Source organism: Streptomyces phaeolivaceus, from assembly GCF_009184865.1.
GTDB classification, from domain to species: domain Bacteria; phylum Actinomycetota; class Actinomycetes; order Streptomycetales; family Streptomycetaceae; genus Streptomyces; species Streptomyces phaeolivaceus.
In genome coordinates this window covers 8,762,268-8,779,855 of the sequence record NZ_CP045096.1, presented here as the reverse complement: position 1 = coordinate 8,779,855, position 17,588 = coordinate 8,762,268, and the positions used below count along the sequence as shown (strand labels likewise).

Genomic DNA, 17,588 nt, shown 5'->3' with positions numbered 1-17,588 from the left:
GATCTGGTTCCTATCTGGTGAGTCCTGACGTCATGCGAAAATGACGGAGCATCAGCAGAGACGAAAGGCCGGGAAAAGATGAGCAGTTCGAGTTCTGTACGGACCCTTGTACCGACGGACACCACCGCGGACGTCCGGGCGCGGGGAGCGGAGGCCGGCCGACAGGTCGCGGTGCTCCCGGTCGGGAGCTACGAGCAGCACGGCCCATATCTGCCGCTGGCCACCGACACGCTCGTCGCCTGCGCGATCGCCGGCGAGATCGCCGCCGCGTACCCGGTGCGCCTCCTGCCGCCCGTGACCATCGCCTGCTCGCACGAGCACGCGGCCTGGCCGGGCACCGTCAGCATTTCCGCGACGACGCTGCACGCGGTGGTGAGCGATATCGCCGCGTCCCTGCGCCGGTCGGGCGTCGAGGCGCTGGTGGTGGTGAACGGACACGGCGGTAATTACGTTCTGGGCAATGTCGTCCAGGAATCCACCGCGGCGGGACATCGAATGGCGCTTTTCCCGGCGATGGAGGACTGGGACGCCGCGCGTCAACGGGCGGGCGTACAGACCTCGTTGCTCAGTGATATGCATGCGGGAGAAATAGAGACCTCCATACTTCTGCATTGCCATCCCGAATTGGTCCGGCCCGGTCACGAGACCACCGATTTCCTTGCCGACGACCGCCGTCATCTCCTCTCCCTCGGTATGTCGGCCTACACCGATTCCGGTGTCATCGGCCGTCCGTCCCTGGCGTCCGCCGCGAAGGGGAAGGAGTTGCTGGCAGGGTTCGTGGATTCCTTCGGGGCGTACTTCTCGTTGGTCACCTCGGACGCCTGGGGCACGGATACGGTTCCGGCGCCGGTCTTCCCCGTGGACGACTGACGGCGGGCACGCAGGGAGCCGTACCAGCGTCCGACGAGCACGAGGGCTCCCGGCAGGGCCGCCGCGAAGCTGAGGACACCGTAGACGACGGCGACGGTGAGCCCCTGGGATGCGCCCAGACCCGCGGCGCCGAACGACCAGGCGGTGACGCCCTCGCGGGGGCCCCAGCCGCCGACGTTGAGCGGCAGGCTCATGGCGATCAGGGCCAGCAGCGCGAGGGGCAGCAGTCGCGCCGCGCCCGCGGTGGATCCGGCGACGCGGGCGGCGAACAGGAACGTCACCACGTATCCGGCCAGGACCGCCACCGACGAGACCAGTACGGCGGGGCCGCTGTCGCGGTTCAGCAGTACACCGCGCGCCTCGACGAGGGCGGCGCGGACCCGGCGGCCCCTGCCCCCGGCGGTGCTCGGCCTGCGGCCCATACGGACCGCCGCCCAGATCGCCAGGGCGCCCAGCGCGGCGAGCGTCGTGATGCCGGCGACGTGCCGGGTCTGCTCCAGCACCGGGGACGGCAGCACCAGCAGGACCGTTACGCCCACGACGGCCAGCACCAACTGGCCCGCGGTGCGCTCGATCACCACCGCGCGCACGCCCCGGCCCATGTCGCCGGAGCTCTGTCCGTGGCGCACCGCCCGGTGCACATCGCCGAGGACTCCGCCGGGCAGGGCCGCGTTGAGGAAGAGCGCGCGGTAGTAGTCCGCGACGGCCGGGCCGAGCGGCAGCCGGAGCCCGAGGGCCCGGGTCACCGCGCACCAGCGCCACGCGCTGAACACCGTGGTCAGCACGCCGATCCCGACCGCCGCCGCGAGCGTCCCGCCGTCGATCCGCCGCAGCCCGTCCACGAACACGCCGGTCCCCATCCGCCAGAACACGACGGCGAGGATGACCGTTCCGGCAAGCGTGCCGAAGTGGGCGCGCAGGGCGCGGGTGAACCGGGAGGAGAGGCGGGACCCGGTGTCCGGTGTCGTGCGGGACTCGGTCGGGGGCTCGGCGGGGGCACCGGTCGGGGCTGCCTGGGAGGGCGCCGCGGCGGCCCCGTCCCGGCTCCGGCCGCCGACCTGGTCGTACGCCGCGTCCACCGGCTCCGCCACGGCCGTACGGCCGTCCGGCGCGCGCGTGCCCGGTACCGCCGGGACGGGCGGGAGTCCACGGGGGGTGCCGGTGGGGGTGAGGGCGCGTACTCTCGCCCGCGCTCCCGGCGTACCCGCCATCACTCGGGCGCGTACGCCGCGCGGGCGTACGCGTATGCGGTCGCCCGGTGTCGGCGGGTGGGTCTCGACCGTCTCCTCCACCGGCGCCGTCATGACACTCCGCCCGTCGGCCGGGGCAGGGCCAGTACGTCGCTGTGGTGGACGACGGCGCGGAGTTCACCGGCCGTGTTGGCGGCCAGCCGGTCGCGGAGGTAGGCGTCGGCGCGCTCGGCGAGTTCGGGGCGCTGTTCGCACGCGGCGCCGACCCAGCCGCGCAGCCACTCCTCGGTGAGGGCGGTGTGCCGGGTGTCGAGCTGCCAGGGGCTCGGGTGGACCCGGACGGTCGCGCCCTGCTGGGCGAACGCCTCGCAGGCCGTGGTGATCGCGTCCGGGCCGAGCAGTTCGCTCGCGCGCTGGTGGGCGTTGAACGCCTCGGCGATCTCGGCGTCCATGGGGTGGGCGGGGACCAGGTCCACGCGTCCCACGACCGAGAGTGTCAGCAGGGCGGGGACCCCGGCGCCCGCGCAGGCCGCCGCGAGCGCCTCGATCTCCTCACGGGTGAGGACGTCGAGCAGCGCGGACGCGGTGACCAGCGAGGCCCCGGCGAGGTCGTCCGCCGTCAGCCGGCCGATGTCGCCGCGCCGCGTGGTGACCGTGACGGGGCTGCCGTCGGCCGCCGCGCGCGGCGCCCGTGCGACGGCCAGCCGCAGCAGGTTCGGGTCCTGGTCGTGCAGGATCCACCGCTGGGCGCCGTCCAGCCGGGGCGCGAGCCAGCGGCCCATCGAGCCGGTGCCGCAGCCCAGGTCGTGGACGACCAGCCCGGTGGCCCGGCCGGGCAGGTTCGCGAGGCGGATGCGCAGCGGGTCCAGCAGCTCCGCCGCGCGGGCGTCCGCGTCGGCGCTCTCGCGCAACTCCAGCCACTGCGGCGCGTACTGGTGCCCCTCGGGCGCCGGTGTGTCACCACCGCGCCCCGCCATGCTCAGCGCCCCGGCGGAGGCGGACCCGGCGGCGGCCTCGGCCCCACCGGCGGCGGCACCCGCGGCACCGCCCGGCCCGGCCGCCGCGGACGTGGTCATATCGGCTGAAGTGGTCATGCGGCCCTCCGAGGTTCGTGCCGCAGCCGGCCCAGTACATGGGCGAGGCTGCGGGCCGTGGTCGCCCACCCGTCCAGCGCGGCCCGGCGCCCGCGCGCCGCCGCCTTCAGCCGACGCCGTACGTCGGCCTCCCCGAACCAGCCGCGCAGCTCCGCCGCGATGGCCGCGGGGTTCTCCGGCGGGACGAGGATGCCGGGGACGCCGCCGTCGGGGGCGCGCCCGACGGCCTCGGGGAGACCGCCGACATCCGTGGCCAGGACCGGGATACCGCGCGCGAGGGCCTCGGTGACCGCCATGCCGTACGTCTCGGCGTAGGAGGTGAGGACCATGAGGTCGGCGGAGGCGTAGCTGGCGTCGAGCCGCGCGCCCGCCTGCGGTCCGGCCAGGTGCAAACGGTCCTCCAGGCCGAACTTCGCGATCAGCGTGCGGATGTGGTCGACGTACTCGGGGTCCTGGTCGAGGCCGCCCACCAGCACGCAGCTCCAGCGCAGTTCGGTGACGGTCGCGAGTGCCTCCACCAGCCGGTGCTGCCCCTTGCGCGGGGTGACCGCGGCCACGCACAGCAGCCGGGAGACCCCGTCGGTGCCGGAGGCGAGGGGCGCGATGTCGGCGCCGGGGGCGGCGACATGGACCCGCTCGGGGGCGAGCCCGTGGTGTGACACGAGTCTGCGGACCGCCCAGTCACTGGTCGCGATCACCGCGGACACGCCCCGCAGGGTGGTCCGCTCCTTGGCGTCGAGTTCGGCGGCGAGTTCGGGCTCCAGGCCCGTCTCGTCGCCGAGCGGCAGATGCACCAGCACCGCCAGGCAGAGGCGTTCGGCCTCGGGAAGGATGATCTCGGGGACCCCGCAGGCGACCAGACCGTCGAGCAGGACGACCGTGCCGTCGGGGAGTTCACGCAGCGTACGGGCGAGTTCGGCGCGTGCCGTCTCGTCCGGGCGCGGCCAGCTGCCGCCGATCGCGTGCTTGTGCACCTGCCAGCCGAAGCCGGGCAGGTCCAGGCAGATCCGGCGGTCGTAGGCGTTGCCGCCGCTGGGCCGGGCCAGGTCGTCCACGCCACCGGGCATCACGAAGTGCATCGAACGCAGCGACATGGGAACGATCGCCGCGTTCTTCAGCGCCGCGTTCTGCACGGGCACATAGCCGAGCCTCACTTGCTCTCCCCCGTTCGCGAGCCGCACTTGCTCTCCCCCGTTCGCCGGAGCGGTGGTGGTGCCCACGGTCGCCCGGTCGATGGTCACGTCGGTCACAGGGCACGCTCGTAACTCGCCCAGGCGATGTGCGACTCGTGCAGGGTGACCGTGAGGTTCGCGATGCCCTTGGCGTTCTCCCCGAGGCCGCCCTTGTGGATCCGCTCGGCGAGACGGTCGGCGATCACCTTGGCCAGGAACTCCGTGGAGGTGTTCGTGTGGGCGAAGGCGGGCTCGTTGTCGAGGTTGCGATAGTTCAACTCGCTCACCACGGCACCCAGCTCCTGGGTGGCCAGCCCGATGTCTACGACGATGTTGTCGTCGTCCAGTTCGGCGCGCCGGAAGGTGGCGTCCACGAGGAAGGTGGCGCCGTGGAGGCGCTGCGCGGGTCCGAAGACCTCCCCGCGGAAGCTGTGGGCGATCATGATGTGATCGCGGACGGTGATGCTGAACAACGGACGACCCTCCAGTGCGGTGCGTCTGCCCCCGGGCCGGGGCATGCCGTGTAGTACGGCTGCTCCCTACCCGTTGTTCAGCCGAGTTTTGCGGTTTCTTTGGAGGTCAGCGTTCCGTTCGGGCAGTTCAGGGGCGGGTGGGGCGACCCGGAACGCTCAACCTCTGGGCTCACTCGGCGTCGTAGCGCACCCGGTGGCACATCCCCGGCAGCTCGCCGCTCGCCAGCTTCGGCAGGACGTCCGGGAGTTCCTCGAAGGCGCACTCTCCGGTGACCAGCGCGTCGAAGCGGGCGTCGGCGAGGAGTTCGAGGGCGAGTGCCAACCGGTCCGCGTACGTACGTCCGACGCGTCCGGCCGGGGAGACGGTTCCGACCTGGCTGCTGCGGATGGTGAGCCGGCGCGAGTGGAAGGCCTCGCCGAGCGGCAGGGCGATCCGGCGGTCGCCGTACCAGCTGAGTTCGACGACCGTGCCCTCGGAGGCGAGGAGTTCCAGGGAGCGCACGAGGCCCTGTTCGTTCGCGCTGGCGTGCACGACGAGGTCGCACTCGCCGAGGGCGTCCCCCGGTAGCGCGAAGTCGACACCGAGTGCGCGGGCGATGTCGGCGCGCGCCGGGTCCGCGTCGACGAGCTGGACGCGTACGCCGGGGTAGCGGGCGAGGAGCGCGGCGACCGAGCAGCCGACCATGCCGCCGCCGACGACGGCGATCCGGTCCCCGACGAGGGGGGCCGCGTCCCACAGGGCGTTGACGGCGGTCTCCACGGTCCCGGCCAGGACCGCCCGCGCGGCGGGGACGGAGTCGGGCACGACGGTGACGGCGCTCACGGGAACGACGTAGCGGCTCTGGTGCGGATACAGGCAGAAGACGGTCCTGCCGACCAGTGCGTCCGGCCCCTCTTCCACCAGCCCCACGCTGAGATAGCCGTACTTCACGGGAGCGGGGAACTCGCCCTCCTGGAAGGGCGCGCGCATGGTCGCGTACTGGTTCTCGGGCACTCGGCCGCGGAACACGAGTGTCTCGGTGCCCCGGCTGACTCCTGAGTACAGCGCGCGGACCAGGACCTCGCCGTCGGCGGGCGCGGCGAGGGTCTCCTCGCGGATCTCGCCCCGCCCGGGGGAGCGTAGCCAGAAGGCGTTGGCTGTCGGTTTCATGTGCGTCTCCGTGAACGGTCCGGCGATTCTCCACGTACGCAGCGGTGGGAGTCGCGCTTCACGGTACGCGGCGATGATCGTTTCTGTCACACACACGTTCGGAAGGTTCGCGGTGGCCCTGATCAACACATACGACGGCCGGCTGTTGCTCTCGGAGACGACCGTGGGCGCGGGTGCCCAGGTCCTGCTCCTCGCCTTCCTGGGCACGGCGATCGGACTGGGACCCGCGGGCTGGCTGACCGGGCTCGCCTTCGGGCTCGCCACCTGGGCCGTCCTCAACCGCGCCCTGCTGCGCACCCGGACCCGTACCTTCGGCCCCGCCAACCGCGTCACGCTCGGCCGGGCGATACTCGTCGGCGCCGTCACCGCCCTGGTCGCCGACTCCTTCCAGAGCTCGCCTCCCGTCTCGCTGTTCGTCGGTCTGACGGCCGTGGCGCTGATCCTCGACGGCGTCGACGGCAAGGTGGCCCGCCGCACGAACACCTCGACCGCGCTGGGCGCCCGCTTCGACATGGAGGTCGACGCGTTCCTGATCCTGGTGCTGAGCGTGTACGTGTCCTTGTCGATGGGCCCGTGGGTCATGCTGATCGGCCTCATGCGGTACGTCTTCGTGGCCGCCGCGAAGGTCGCCCCGTGGCTGAACAACTCCCTCCCGCACAGCATGGCCCGCAAGACGGTCGCCGCGGTCCAGGGTGTGTTCCTGCTGGTCGCGGCCTCCGGTCTGCTGCCGTACGCCGTCGGCTTCGGCCTGGTCGCGCTGGCGCTGGGCTCGCTGCTCTGGTCGTTCGGCCGGGACATCGCCTGGCTGTTCCGCAACCGGGAGGGCCGGGGCGGGGCGGCCACCGCGGTCGCGTCCGAGGCGGTGACCGTGACCGTGTCGGTGGAGTCCTCCATCGACCGCCGGGCGCCCGAGCTCGTCACCAGCTGACGCGGCCGACCCGGCGGACTCTCCGCGAACCGCTCTCGTACGGGCCTGGCTCAGGGGCCCCGTACGAGAGCGGTCGTGCTTACGAGAGCGGTCGCTGTCGCCGGCTCGCCCGGCTCAGCGGACCGTGAGGACGATCTTCCCGGTGGTCCGGTCGGTCTCCCCGTGGGCGTGCGCCTTGGCCGCCTCGGCGAGCGGGAAGGTCGCGTCGATCAGCGCGCGCAGCCGGGCGGGGGCGGATGCTGCGGGCCGGGCGGACGCTCCCGGCGGGGCCGGTGTTCCCGGCAGGGCCGGTGTTCCCGGCAGGGCCGGTGTTCCGGGCGGGGCCACCGCGCCCTCCTCGGCTAGCCGGTGACCGTGCCCGCCCCCGGCGGCATGTTGTACGGAGTCACGACCTGGATCGCCGACGGGAGGAACGGACCCTCGTCGGGGAGGGCGTGGTGGGCGCGCATGATGGTCTGGCAGGCGCGGCGCACGTCCTGGCGCAGATCGTGGTGGAGCACGGCGGAGAGCCGGTGCTCGCGCAGCAGCCGGGTGTTGTCGTGGTCGAGATCGTGGGCGACGAAGACGTGCGGCTCGCGCTCGAGCGCGGCGAAGGCGTCGAGCGTCGCGGTGTTGCCGCCGCCGATCGAGTAGACGGCGGCGATCCCCGGCTCCCGCCGCAGCGCGTCGAGAACCAGGTCCCGCTGGGTGGCGTCGAGGCCGTCGCTGTCGGTGACCTCCACGAGCGTCCGCGCCGGTGCGACGGCCCGCATCACACCCCGGAACCCCATCTCGCGCTCCTCCTCGTTGCGGTAGAAGCTGCGGCTGAGCGTCACCAGCACGGCCCCCGGCCGGTCGCCCAGCCACTGCCGGAGCAGATACGCGGCGGTGGCCCCGGCGGCCCGGTTGTCTATGCCGACGTACGCGCCGCGCGGGCTGCTCGGCAGGTCCGTCACGAACGTGACCACGGGAATCCCGGCCGCGACCAGCCGCTCCACGGCGGCGGTGACCTCCGGGACGTCCGGCGCCTTGAGGATCACGCCCTGCGAACCGCGCCGCCCGATCCGGTCGAGCACCCGCACCATCTCCGAGGCCGACCCGGTCTCCCGGAAGTGGAACCGGGACCGTACGACCGCCGGGTGCAGGGACGGCAGCTCCGCCTCCAGCGCCTCCCGGACCGCCGTGGAGAACCGGTCCGGGGTCTGCATCACGATGTCGACCATGAACGTACGGCCGCCGATGCGCACCTGCGTCCGCTGCCGGTCCAGGTCCTGCACGGCCTGCCGCACCTCGCGGGCGGTGCTCTCCCGCACCCCGCCCCGGCCGTTGAGCACCCGGTCGACCGTGGCCTGACTCAGCCCGGCCTGACGGGCGATCTCACGGATCGTGTAGGGGTGTGCCATGGGGGGGTGCTCCCTGGGCCGGATGATGGGTTTTTGATGGTCCTCTGCGGGTTGTACGAGGGCCCTCGCGCCCCAAGACTGACAGAGGCGAAGCCGCCGCGAAAGCTCCCGCGACCAGGCCTGTCGTCCCGGCCGGAAGCGGCGCGCGCGGCACCCGCCGAGCGGACCGAAAGGAAACACCCCCACATGGCACTACTGGAGGACAGGGTCGTCCTCGTCAACGGCGGCAGTCAGGGCGTCGGCGCGGGCATCGTCCGGGCGGCCCTGCGCGAGGGCGCGACCGTCGCGTTCACCGGGCGCCGTGCCGAGGTCGGCGAGAATCTCGCGGCCGAGACGGGCGCGACCTTCGTACGGGCCGACCTGGCGGACCCGGCACGGGTGCGCGGCGCGGTGGAAGAGGTGATCGCGGCCCACGGCCGGGTCGACAGCCTCGTCAACGCCGCCGGCCTGACCTCCCGGGGCTCGCTCCTCGACACCTCGCCCGCACTCTTCGACGCGCACATCGCGATCAACCTGCGCGCGCCCTTCTTCGCGATGCAGGCCGTGGTCGCGCATCTGATCGCCCGCGAGGCGCCGGGCACGATCGTCAACATCGGTTCGACCAGCGGGCACGGCGGCCAGCCGTATCTGGCCCCCTACTCCGCCGCGAAGGCCGGTCTCGCGGGCCTCACCCGCAACGCCGCCCACGCCCACCGCTGGGACCGCGTCCGGATCAACGACCTCAACATCGGCTGGACGGAGACCGAGGGCGAGGACGCCGTCCAGCGCGAGTTCCACGGCGCGGGCGACGACTGGCGCGAACGGGCCGCCGAGACCCTGCCGATGGGCAAGCTCGGCCAGGTCGACGAGATCGCCGACTTCGTGGTCTTCCTGCTGTCCGACCGCAGCGGCGTGGTGACCGGTTCGGTGCTCGACTGGGACCAGAACGTCCTGGGCACCACCGACTGACCTCCTTCCGTAGACCTCCTTCCGTAGACCTCCTTCCGTAGACCTCCTTCCGTAGACCTCCCTCCGTCCCCTCCCACCCGAGACATCCGCACTTCCGAAAGGGACACTCGTCATGCGTATTGGCATCCTGGGGCTGGGCCGTATCGGCGCCTTCCATGCCGGGACCCTGGCCGGGCTCGACGTCGTCGAGCAGCTGGTGGTCTCCGACCCGCTGGCCGCCGCGGCGCAGGCCGCCGCCGAGAAGTTCGGCGCGACCGTGGCCGACTCCCCCGAGGCCGTGTTCGCCTCCGGGATCGACGGCGTCGTGGTCACCGCCGCGACGGACGCGCACCCCGGGCTGATCCTGGCGGCGGTCGAGGCGGGCATCCCGGTGTTCTGCGAGAAGCCGGTGGCGAAGACGATCGAGGAGAGCCTCGCCGTGCTGCGCGCCGTCGAGAACGGCGACGTACAGGTCCAGATCGGCTTCAACCGCCGCTTCGACGCGGGCTGCGTGGCGGCGAGGGACGCGTTCCTGAACGGCGAACTCGGCGATCTGCACACCGTACGCTCGACCACCCTGGACCCGGCGCCCCCGCCAGCCGGGTACGTGGCGTCCTCCGGCGGCATCTTCCGGGACTGCGCGGTGCACGACTTCGACGTGGTCCGCTGGGCGACGGGCCGGGAGGTCGTGGAGGTCTACGCGACCGGCGGCAACCGGGGTGCGGCCTACATCAAGGAGGCGGGTGACGTGGACACGGCCTCCGCGCTCCTCACCTTCGACGACGGCACGATCGGCGTCATCTCCAACTCCCGCCACAACGCACGCGGTTACGACGTCCGCCTGGAACTCCACGGCATGAAGGACAGCATCGCGGCAGGCCTCGACACCCAACTCCCCCTCCGCTCCGCCGAACCGGGCGTCACCTTCCCCGCGGGCGTCCCGCACAACTTCTTCATGGACCGCTTCGCCCCCGCCTACCGCGCCGAACTCACCGCCTTCACCGAGGTCGTCGCCGGCACCCGCACCTCCCCCTGCACGGTCGCCGACGCCATCGAGGCCAGCTGGATCGCCGAGGCCGCGACCCTGTCGGTGGCGGAACACCGACCGGTGTCGCTGGACGAGGTACGCAAGACGGTTTCCTAGCTTCTCCGGCGGCAGCCGACACACGAACCGAACCGCTCGCGCCGGCGACCGTCCCCCTGGCGGTCACCGGCGCGAGCGGCGTTCATGGTGCGGATGACGTCATGGCTCGGGAACGGTCAAGCCGCAGGAGGTTTGTCCCCGCAGTCGGGCACCCCCTCCAGCCATGCCGGGCCCTTGATGTAGATGTTGGTGACCCAGGCCTTGTAGTCGGGGAGGTAGGACCAGACGTCGTTCTCGTAGCCCTCGGCGGAGACCCGTTCCGCGTGTTTCTGGCAGTGGACGCGGATGGTGGTGGAGTAGGGGAAGGCGTAGACGCGGTCGGACGCGAGGCGGGGCTCGGCCTTGGTCCAGACGCCGGTGCCCCAGGTCTGGTGGATGTGGCCGGTGACCTGGCCGGTGTTGACGCGGACCGCGCCGAAGTAGCCGCTGCCCAGGCGGACGTCGCTCACCATCAGCTTGGTGCCGGACTGCCTGGCCTCGACCATCTTGCCCGCGCCGAGGTACATGGCGATGTGGTGCAGGTCCTTGGAGGTGCCGTAGGCGAGGAGGTCGCCGGGGAGGAGCGGGGCGAGGCCCTGGGCGGCGGTGAAGCGGGCGGCGGCGCGGTGCGTGTAGTACTGCTGGCTGGCGACGCCGTTGAGGATGTCCGAGCCGGCGGCCTGCGCGTAGGCGTACCGGACCAGGCCTGAGCAGTCGAAGCCGCGCCGCTCGGGGTCGTGTTCACTGGCCGGGTCGGTGGGGTCGACCTGCCCGTACGTGGCGCCGGGCTGGGCGCCGTGGCCGCCGCCCCAGGTGTACCAGGTGCCGGCCGCGACCTCGGCGCAGGCGGCGGCGATGGCCCGCTCGGCGGCGGCGGACGCGCCGGGCGCCAGGGCGCGGCAGTCGGCGGCGGGAGCGGCCGGTGCCGCGTGCGCGGTCGCCCCCAGGGACACCGGCGCCCAGAGGAGGACGGCCAGCAGTGTGATCAGTGCGCGGATGAGTGTGCGGATGAGTGTGCGCGTGCGTGCGGTCCGGCTCACCATGCCGGGACCCCCGTTTCCTGTCTCGGTGATGCTGTGGTCGTACGGCAGCCTGCTGGTGAGGCTCCCCGTGCGTCGAGATCCGGGTGTCGCCCCACCCGAACGGGCAACCGGGAAACACCTGGGAAACCCCCTCCGAACAGGGAAGTCAGCTACGGGCGCAGGCCTGTTCCGCGTCCGACGACACGGGGACCCCCGGGAGCAGGACGTCCCGCTCGTCGGGGCCTATCCCGGCGCTCAGCCGGCAGATCTCCGCCAGTCTGGCGCCGGGGTCGAGGTCCCACAGCCGTACCGTGCCGTCGGTGCTGCTGCTGGCGACCGTCCGGCCGTCGGGGGCGAAGTCCACGCCCCACACGGCGTTGGTGTGACCGGTCAGGGTCGCCCACGGGCGCCGGGCGGTGACGTCCCAGAGGCGGACCGTACGGTCGTTGCCGCTGCTGGCGAGCATCCGGCCGTCCGGGGAGTAGGCGATGCCGCGCGCGGAGCCGGTGTGGCCGGTGAGGGCGGTCTCGAAGCGGCGCCCGCGGACGTCCCACAGGCGGACGGTGCCGTCGTTGCCGCTGCTGGCGAGGGTGCGGCCGTCCGGTGAGAAGGTGACTCCCCGTACCGCGCCGGTGTGGCCGGTCAGTGCGGCGAGGGCCCGGTGCGAGCGGACGTCCCAGAGCCGTACGGTCAGGTCGTCGCCGGCGCTCGCCAGGGTGCGGCCGTCGGGGCTGAACGCGACGGCGTTGGCGTAGTCCTCGTGGCCCTCGAAGGTGGCGACGCCGTGCCGTGAGGCGAGGTCCCAGAGGCGGACCGTGCGGTCGGCGCCGGCCGAGGCGAGGGTCTTCCCGTCGGGCGCGAAGGCCACCGAGAAGACCTCCCCGGTGTGGCCGGTGAGCGTGTCCAGTGGCTTGCGCGCGGCCACGTCCCAGAGGCGGATCGTGCCGTCGGAACCCGCCGAGGCGAGGGTCTTCCCGTCGGGCGCGAAGGCCACCGAGAAGACGGTCTCGGTGTGGCCGACGAGCCGTTCGAGGAGCCGGTGCGCGCGGGCGTCCCAGAGCCGCACGGTGTGGTCGGTGTCGGCCGTGGCCAGCAGTGACCCGTCGGGGCTGTACACCGCCTGCCACACCTCCGTGAACGGACGTGCCGTCAACACCGGTCCGCCCAGCTCCCAGAGGACGACGGACTGGTCGAAGCCGGCCGTGGCCAGCAGGGCGCCGTCGGAGGTGACGGCGACGCCCATGACGTAGTCGGTGTGTCCGGCGAGAACGGCGGTCTGCCGGCCGCCGCGCACGTCCCACAGCCGGGTCGTGCCGTCGCCGACCGCCCCTATCACGGTCGCGCCGTCGGGGGTGTAGGCGACGGCGTTGATGTCGTCGCTGCTGCCGGTGAACGTCGCGGCCGTCCGGCGTTCGCGCACGTCCCACAGCCGGACGGTCCGGTCGACGCCGCCGGAGACGACCTGCCGTCCGTCCGGGGAGAACGCGACGCCCAGCACCTCGTCGGTGTGGCCCTTGAGGACGGTGATCCGCCGGGCGCGGTCGGTGTCCCACAGGCGTACGGTCCGGTCGGCGCCGGCGGAGACGAGCGTCCGGCCGTCAGGGGCGTACGCCAGCGCGTGGAGCGTGCCGTCGTGGCCGGTGAGGGAGGCGGTGCGCCGGGGTGTGCGCCCGGTGTTCCAGAGCTGGACCGTGCCGTCGGGGGTGGCGACGGCGAGGGCCCCGCCGCGCGGGTCGAAGGCCACCGCGCGGGCGCCCTGGGTGTCGGCGGAGAGGAGGGCCGTGCGGCGGCGGTCGGCGATGTCCCAGAGGGTGACGGGTCCGTCCGTCGAGGTGGCCGCGAGGGTGAGGCCGTCGGGGCTGAAGGCGACCGAGCGGACGCGGCCGGGGACGCTGAAGGTGGCGAGCGTCCGGTGGTCGCCGCCCGTGGCGCGCAGGGTCACGGTGCCGTCGGAGCTGGCCGTGGCGAGCGTCCGGTCGTCCGGGGCGAAGGCGACCGCGTTGACCGGTCCCCGGTAGCCGTCGAGGCGGGCGGAGAACGGCTGGGACTGGGTGGAGAGCAGGGCGCCACGTGCCTCGGCGGTGGTGTCGGCGCGGTAGGCCTCCCCCGCGAGCAGCATCGACGCCTCCGGCTGTCCCCCGGCGAGGGAGGCGGAGCGCACGGCGAGAGCCTGCGAGCGGGCGGCGCGCTCCTGTTCGAGTGCGCCCTCCCGCTGCTGGTAGGCGAGGCCGCCGGCGGTGACGGCGAGGCCGAGCAGGACGACGAGCGTGGCGAGCAGGGACTGCCGCAGCCGGACCTGGCGTCCGGCCTGTCTGCGGCGGCTGTCCTCCTCGGCCTGACTCGCCCTCAGGAAGGCCTCCTCGCCGGGCCCGAGGCGGCTCCAGCCGTCCGACTCGTCGGCCCAGGACCGTACGGTGTCCAGCCGGGTGCCCCGGTAGAGGGCGGACGGGTCGTGGTCCTCGCGTCCCCATTCGGCCGCCGCGTGGGCGAGTTGCTGGTGGAGGAGGAGTCCGGCGAGGTCGGCGTGGATCCAGTCGCGCAGCCGGGGCCAGGCGTGCAGCAGCGCCTCGTGGGTGATCTGGACGGTGTCGCTGTCCAGGGTGATGAGCCGGGCCCGTACGAAGGCGTCGAGGGCGGCGGCCGTGCCGTCGGCGTCGCCGAGCTGTTCCATCAGGGCGGTCCGGCTCATCCGGCGGCGGGTCGCGCCGGCGCCGTCGGCGACCAGCACCAGCCGGGACAGGATGCGGCGGATCGTCCGCTGCTCGGCCTGGTACAGCCCGGCGAACACGGTCTCGGCGGTGCGGGCGATGGCGCCCTGTATGCCGCCGGCCCGTTCGTACCCGTCGACGGTCAGGAGCGCGGAGTCCGTGCGGCGCTGCCAGGTGGCGAGCAGTGCGTGGGAGACCAGGGGGAGGGCGCCGGACGGTGTCTCGTGGGCGCCGATCCCGCTGGTCCGCGCGGTGTCGGGGGACGTACTGCCCGGTTCGTCGCGCAGTCCGGCGTCGCGCAGGAGGAGGGGGAGGAGGCCGGGTTCGAGGGTGACGCCGGCGAGTGCGGCGGGACGGGTGATCGACTCCCGCAGTTCCGTCACGGACATCGGGGCCAGGACGAACAGGCCGTCGGTGAGGACCGGGGTCAGTTCGGGCAGGCCCAGACAGCTGCCGGTGAAGTCGGCGCGTACGCCGAGGACCACGACGGCAGGGGGGCGGGTGTCCGGTTCCGTCCCGGCGGTGGACAGGGCGCGGAGCACCCGGACGAAGGCGCGCCGCTCCTCGTCGTCGGAGCAGAGGGTGAACAGCTCCTCGAACTGGTCCACGATCAGGACGGGCCGAGGGGGCGGGGGTTCGCGGTCCCCCGGGGCGGCCGGCGGGGGGACGGTCGGCGGGCCGTCGCCCGACATCGCGCGCGCGGCCGGCGGGGGCGGGGCCGCCGCCGGTGCGGTCGCGACCTGGACGGCGTCGAGCAGGGCCGCCGGGTTCTCCCGCACCTCCTCGGGGGTGAGGCCGAGATCCCCGCCGAGGGCCTTGGCGGTGCGCTCCAGCAGCTCGTCCAGGGGGCGTGAGGTGGGGGTGAGCAGCACCACCGGCCAGCGGTCGGCGCCCGGCATCGGGAGGTCGCCGCGCCGCAGGGCCGGGACGAGGCCGGCGTTGAGCAGGGACGACTTGCCGGCGCCCGAGGGGGCGACCAGCATCAGCGGTCCGCCGCCGATCCGTTCGAAGATCCGTTCCACCAGCGCGGCCGTCGCGCGGTCCCGGCCGAAGAACCATTCCGCGTCCTGTGGGGTGAACGCCGACAGCCCGCGGTAGGGGCATGTCCCGCCCGGCTGCCGGGGCACGGAGTCGTTCTCGGGCAGACGGTCCCCGTCCCCCTCACCGGCTGGCGCCTGCCGCACCAGCCGCAGCAATTCGCCGTCCGCGCGCAGGACTTGGTCGCAGAGGCGGGCGACGTCGACGGTGGCGCGTTTCGTACCGGTCTCGATCTTGCTGAGATAGCCCTTGCTGTAGTGGGTCTGGCGTGCCAGGTCGGTGAGCGACAGTCCGCGCTCCCGCCGCAGTCGTCTCAGCTGGGCGGGGAAGGACTGTTGTGCGGGGAGGGATCGCGTGGTCGGCACGGTCCGCTCCCGGTCTTCGCGAGGGTCCGGATCGTCTCCGGGCCGCGGGTCCCCCAAGGTGTCCCCCAAGGCAGTACTGGCCGTGCTACGGCAGATGCCCAGGCTACTGTCGGGGTGGTCGGGGCAGCCATGACTTTCACCCGGAGTGGCGAAAACCCGAACGTCCGGAACCCTGGTGCGGTTCCGGACGTTCGTACGAGGCTCCCGGTCGGGCACGGGCGGCCCGGGGTGGTCGGTCCCGGGCCGCCCGTGCCGGTGGGGGGATCAGGTCAGGAAGGCGCCGCAGGCGCTCCTGGCCACCCAGCGGTGCGAGGTGATGCTGTCGTTGGCTCCCACGCCGCTGGTGAGGCGGTTGTCGGTCAGGTTGTCGGCGTACAGCTCGCCCGGGGCGAGACAGGCGTGGCCGCCCCCGAAGTTGTCGTGCTCGTAGAACGCGACGTGGTCGAGGCCGCCGGTGAAGCCGCGGTTCATGACGGACGTGGCCTTGTCGTTGGAGCCGGCGCCCCAGTTGGCGCTGTTGCCCGCGGCGACGATCAGCTGTGTGCCGGAGCAGTCCAGGTCCTGCCAGGCGTACATGTTGCCGTTGCGCGGGCCCCACTTGCTGTCGCAGCCGGGACCGGCGACGGCGGCCTGCGAGGTGGCGGCGGGTACGAGAACGCCCAGGGCGGCGAGCCCGAGAAGCGCTGCCGTGGCGGTGAACTTGCGCATGGTGTTTCCCCTCGTTTTCTTTGTTTTCTTGGTGCTGCGACAGGTCGGTACTGCGGTTGGTCGGTACTGCGGTTGGTCGGTACTGCGGTTGGTCGGTGTGCGCCCGAAGGCCCCCCGTGGACGGTGTGCGCCGGAGGCGCGCGGTGGTCAGTCGCGCTCCGGGACGATGCGCACCGCCCGGTCGTAGGCCTGCCGGCCGAGGCCGCGGTAGGTGTCGACGTCCTCGCCGAACCGGTCGCGCAGGCGGTCCTGGTAGTACGTCTCCCGGGCCGAGGCCACGGCCTTGAGGGAGGTCTCGCGGGCGCAGGTCGCGTCCGCGACGGCGGTCCTCCGCTCGGCGGCGAACGCCTCGTCGGCGCGGGCGGTGCCCAGCCGGCTGGTGTCGACGCGGACGGCGTCGCGGGCCGCCTGGGGGTCGTCGTAGGGCTGCCCCGCCTTCTTCATGCAGCGGGCCCACGCCCGGAGCCGGTCGGTGAGCTGGGGGTCCTTCATCAGGTCACCGCCGTAGAGGGCGTTGAGGCCCGTGGCGATCTTGCCGGTGCGGAACCATTCGGCCGGGTCGCCGTACAGCTCGCGTTCGGCCTCCTCCATGCAGCCGCCGCTGCGTTTGCGGATCTCCCCGCCGCCCGGGAGCGGTGCCGTGAGCGTGCGGGCGTCGCCGCCGCCGTCGAGCGCGGTGTCGAAGGCGGCGCGCCGGGACGCGGAGAGGCGCTGGCGGTAGGCGCCGAGCGGGTTGTCCTCGCGGGCCCGCTGGCTCTTGGCGTCGATCCGTCCGCCGTAGCCGTGGGCACGGGCCCACGCCACGTCGTCCTGGACGTACCGCACCGGACGGCTCTCCTGGAGGGTCAGCGTGCGGTCCTCCCAGTAGATGAAGCCCTGGCGTCGCATGCACTCGGCGGTCAGGTGCTGCTGGGCGTCGCTGTTGCGCAGTTCCTGCTGCCAGGTGAGCGCCTCGGGACGCGGCTTCCGGTCCGCCCGCTCCCGGCCCCCGTCGCCGCTGTCCCCGCCGGCGCAACCGGTCGTGACGGCCGCGGTGGCCGCCATGACCACACACAGAGACTTGAGCGCCCGTCTCATGGTCTCCACCCCCCTGGCCTCGTCCGTCCCGTCGCCGGGTTCCGCCGTCGCTGACGAATCCAGAGTTGCCCCGCCGCTCACCGGGGTCGACGGGTTTCCTGTTGCCCTCCTGTGCGGCGTCCGGGAAACGGGGGATGAGCTGCGGAAACGCGGCATCGAAGGCAACGCCGGAGCGGTACGCGGGACCAACGCCGGAGCGGAACGGGGGCCGACGGTCGGCGGACACAGCGACAGCACAGCGGAGTCATGGCGGACCCAAAGCGGAATCCCGCTTCGCAGAAAGCCTGGCTCAATCCATTGACGCGAACATGCCCCACTCTTATCTTCTGATCGAACTTCCGCACAAGAGCCGATATTTCGA

At 73.0% G+C, this 17,588-nt stretch carries 14 protein-coding genes and 1 pseudogene; 4 read left to right on the top strand and 11 right to left on the bottom strand.

Annotated elements, in window-relative coordinates; translation table 11 throughout:
- Positions 1-78: 78 nt before the first annotated feature.
- A pseudogene (locus F9278_RS40050) lies at positions 79-729 on the top strand (creatininase family protein); the annotation flags it as partial.
- On the opposite strand, the gene F9278_RS47765 reads toward F9278_RS40050, so the two are convergent.
- From F9278_RS47765 to F9278_RS40025, 5 genes are all read right to left on the bottom strand, one after another.
- Entirely contained in the window at positions 702-2,174 is a 1,473-nt protein-coding gene (locus tag F9278_RS47765) for a lysylphosphatidylglycerol synthase transmembrane domain-containing protein (protein WP_152172684.1), read from the bottom strand. The pseudogene F9278_RS40050 and the gene F9278_RS47765 sit on opposite strands and share 28 nt — an antisense overlap.
- Positions 2,171-3,154 (bottom strand): methyltransferase domain-containing protein, encoded by a 984-nt coding sequence (locus F9278_RS40040; RefSeq protein WP_152172683.1) that lies wholly within the window; start codon positions 3,152-3,154, stop codon positions 2,171-2,173. Before F9278_RS40040 ends, F9278_RS47765 begins: the two co-directional genes overlap by 4 nt.
- On the bottom strand, positions 3,151-4,404 hold the full coding sequence (locus tag F9278_RS40035; protein ID WP_152172682.1) for a glycosyltransferase family 4 protein: 1,254 nt from the start codon (positions 4,402-4,404) through the stop codon (positions 3,151-3,153). Before F9278_RS40035 ends, F9278_RS40040 begins: the two co-directional genes overlap by 4 nt.
- The gene (locus F9278_RS40030) at positions 4,401-4,799 is read right to left on the bottom strand and encodes a 6-pyruvoyl trahydropterin synthase family protein (protein WP_152172681.1); all 399 of its coding nucleotides are present in this window, start codon (positions 4,797-4,799) and stop codon (positions 4,401-4,403) included. The genes F9278_RS40035 and F9278_RS40030 overlap by 4 nt, the downstream gene beginning before the upstream one ends.
- 169 nt (positions 4,800-4,968) lie before the next feature.
- A complete protein-coding gene (locus tag F9278_RS40025) occupies positions 4,969-5,949 on the bottom strand; it encodes a zinc-dependent alcohol dehydrogenase (RefSeq protein ID WP_152172680.1) in 981 nt (326 codons plus the stop codon).
- 112 nt (positions 5,950-6,061) lie between these two features.
- On the opposite strand from F9278_RS40025, the gene F9278_RS40020 reads away from it, so the two are divergent.
- On the top strand, positions 6,062-6,877 hold the full coding sequence (locus tag F9278_RS40020; protein ID WP_152174413.1) for a CDP-alcohol phosphatidyltransferase family protein: 816 nt from the start codon (positions 6,062-6,064) through the stop codon (positions 6,875-6,877).
- A 114-nt stretch (positions 6,878-6,991) separates the two neighbouring features.
- Here the strand turns inward: F9278_RS40020 and F9278_RS48320 are convergent, their stop codons facing one another.
- Both F9278_RS48320 and F9278_RS40010 read right to left on the bottom strand, forming a co-directional pair.
- The gene (locus tag F9278_RS48320; protein ID WP_193241844.1) at positions 6,992-7,204 is read right to left on the bottom strand and encodes a zinc-binding dehydrogenase; all 213 of its coding nucleotides are present in this window, start codon (positions 7,202-7,204) and stop codon (positions 6,992-6,994) included.
- A 14-nt stretch (positions 7,205-7,218) separates the two neighbouring features.
- A complete protein-coding gene (locus F9278_RS40010; RefSeq protein ID WP_152172679.1) occupies positions 7,219-8,259 on the bottom strand; it encodes a LacI family DNA-binding transcriptional regulator in 1,041 nt (346 codons plus the stop codon).
- A gap of 186 nt (positions 8,260-8,445) precedes the next feature.
- On the opposite strand from F9278_RS40010, the gene F9278_RS40005 reads away from it, so the two are divergent.
- Both F9278_RS40005 and F9278_RS40000 read left to right on the top strand, forming a co-directional pair.
- On the top strand, positions 8,446-9,207 hold the full coding sequence (locus F9278_RS40005) for an SDR family oxidoreductase (protein ID WP_152172678.1): 762 nt from the start codon (positions 8,446-8,448) through the stop codon (positions 9,205-9,207).
- 112 nt (positions 9,208-9,319) lie between these two features.
- A complete protein-coding gene (locus F9278_RS40000) occupies positions 9,320-10,330 on the top strand; it encodes a Gfo/Idh/MocA family protein (RefSeq protein ID WP_152172677.1) in 1,011 nt (336 codons plus the stop codon).
- Between the two features lie 116 nt (positions 10,331-10,446).
- Here the strand turns inward: F9278_RS40000 and F9278_RS39995 are convergent, their stop codons facing one another.
- The 4 genes from F9278_RS39995 to F9278_RS39980 all read right to left on the bottom strand — a co-directional run bounded on the left by F9278_RS39995 (position 10,447) and on the right by F9278_RS39980 (position 17,227).
- Positions 10,447-11,352, bottom strand: a complete 906-nt coding sequence (locus F9278_RS39995) for an NlpC/P60 family protein (RefSeq protein WP_152172676.1) — start codon at positions 11,350-11,352, stop codon at positions 10,447-10,449.
- 145 nt (positions 11,353-11,497) lie between these two features.
- On the bottom strand, positions 11,498-15,442 hold the full coding sequence (locus tag F9278_RS39990; protein ID WP_226967143.1) for a WD40 repeat domain-containing protein: 3,945 nt from the start codon (positions 15,440-15,442) through the stop codon (positions 11,498-11,500).
- A gap of 264 nt (positions 15,443-15,706) precedes the next feature.
- On the bottom strand, positions 15,707-16,150 hold the full coding sequence (locus F9278_RS39985) for a peptidase inhibitor family I36 protein (protein ID WP_152172674.1): 444 nt from the start codon (positions 16,148-16,150) through the stop codon (positions 15,707-15,709).
- Between the two features lie 147 nt (positions 16,151-16,297).
- Entirely contained in the window at positions 16,298-17,227 is a 930-nt protein-coding gene (locus F9278_RS39980) for a hypothetical protein (protein ID WP_152172672.1), read from the bottom strand.
- Positions 17,228-17,588: the final 361 nt, after the last annotated feature.